The following is a 1,403-nucleotide window of genomic DNA, read 5'->3' as shown; positions in this document are numbered from 1 at the left end:
TCTTTCATCCTTTTGACGCAATTTTATTCGCTCATTATAGGTCTTATAAATATCATCTAAAGAGAGATTATTTACTTTTAAATCAAAATAGGCTAAAATAATCGACATTATGGATGTTAAGGTGGTCTTTCCCGTGCCTTGGGGAGCCAAAATGCCTTGAATCAACGGTTTTGCGTGGTTGCGTAGCTCTAGCGCCCAAGGAATCCACAAGCGCCAACAGCTGATCAAAATCTGATTTGGCTGATTTATCCCTAACTCCTGACATTTTTGCCAGACTCGCGGCCAGAGAATCGTTAATAGTTCCGCCCTTTCCTGTAGGATGAGAGGGTTAGTCTCCCTAAAACTTAAGGATTCGATCGCTAGTAAATCTTCTAGATCCGCCTCAGTTAAGGGATTTTCGTCGATTAATCCCTGTAAAATCGTCAAAATCTTCATAGCTGTTATTCAGGAGTAATTCTCTGGGGTTAGCCACCCATACCAGCAGATTAATCCCGCTCAAGATTTTTTTGAGAGTGTTTTTTAGGGTTATTTGCCCAAAAATGAAGGGTTTGCAGGCAGGCACGGATTCCCACTATATATATAAGTATATGTCAAGTTCCCTTTTCAGTCAAGGGGTTTGGCCAAAAATCTCTAGCTTTGTCTCCAGTTTCCCAATCGGTTAGACTAAGAATTATTCACATTACTTAACAAAACAGCCGATGAATACAGCTGCTCTGACGATAAGGCAAAATTGGCAATGGCAAGGAAATTCGATACACTATGTGCAAGCGGGTACTAGAGTCACGGGAAAACCCCCTTTACTATTAGTCCACGGTTTTGGCGCTTCCACTGACCATTGGCGAAAAAATGTGTCAGGTTTAGCCTCAGAATGGGAAGTATGGGCGATCGATCTGCTAGGATTCGGTAGATCAGCTAAACCGGATCTTGTCTATAGTGGCAATCTTTGGCAGCAACAATTAAACGATTTTATCAAGGAAGTTGTGGGCCAACCGACGGTTTTAGCGGGTAATTCTCTGGGGGGTTACGCTTCTCTCTGTGTAGCTGCTAATCATTGCGAGAATGTTCGGGGATTAATTCTCCTCAATAGCGCCGGTCCCTTTAGCGATACAGAAAGCAATCGTCAGCCTAATTTAGCACAAAAATTACTGCGATCGATGCTGCTGCAACCCTGGGCCAGTTATCTCTTATTTCTCTATACCCGTCAACCCAAAACTATCCGCAAAACCCTAGAGAAAGTATATCTCGATCGCAGTGCCATTACTGAGCAGTTAATAGAAGATATCCGTCGTCCTTCCCTGGATGCGGGAGCAGCCAAAGTTTTTGCTTCTGTGTTTAAATCTCCCCGGGGGGAAAATGTGGATATTCTCCTGCAAAAGTTAAGTTGTCCCCTGTTGATGTTATGG

The 1,403-nt window shown here is 43.2% G+C and carries 1 protein-coding gene and 1 pseudogene; one reads left to right on the top strand and one right to left on the bottom strand.

Going from position 1 to position 1,403, the window contains the following annotated elements:
* Positions 1-435: pseudogene (locus PX484_RS14225) on the bottom strand (ABC transporter ATP-binding protein); the annotation flags it as partial.
* A gap of 263 nt (positions 436-698) precedes the next feature.
* Here PX484_RS14225 and PX484_RS14220 point away from each other — a divergent pair.
* Positions 699-1,403: alpha/beta fold hydrolase (locus tag PX484_RS14220; protein ID WP_288104359.1), on the top strand; the 705-nt coding region annotated here is incomplete at its 3' end.

This window comes from Microcystis sp. M49636_WE2, from assembly GCF_030065375.1.
In the GTDB taxonomy this organism is placed as follows: Bacteria; Cyanobacteriota; Cyanobacteriia; order Cyanobacteriales; family Microcystaceae; genus Microcystis; species Microcystis aeruginosa_C.
The sequence above is the reverse complement of the archived record's forward strand: the minus strand, read 5'-3'. Positions and strand labels throughout refer to the sequence as shown.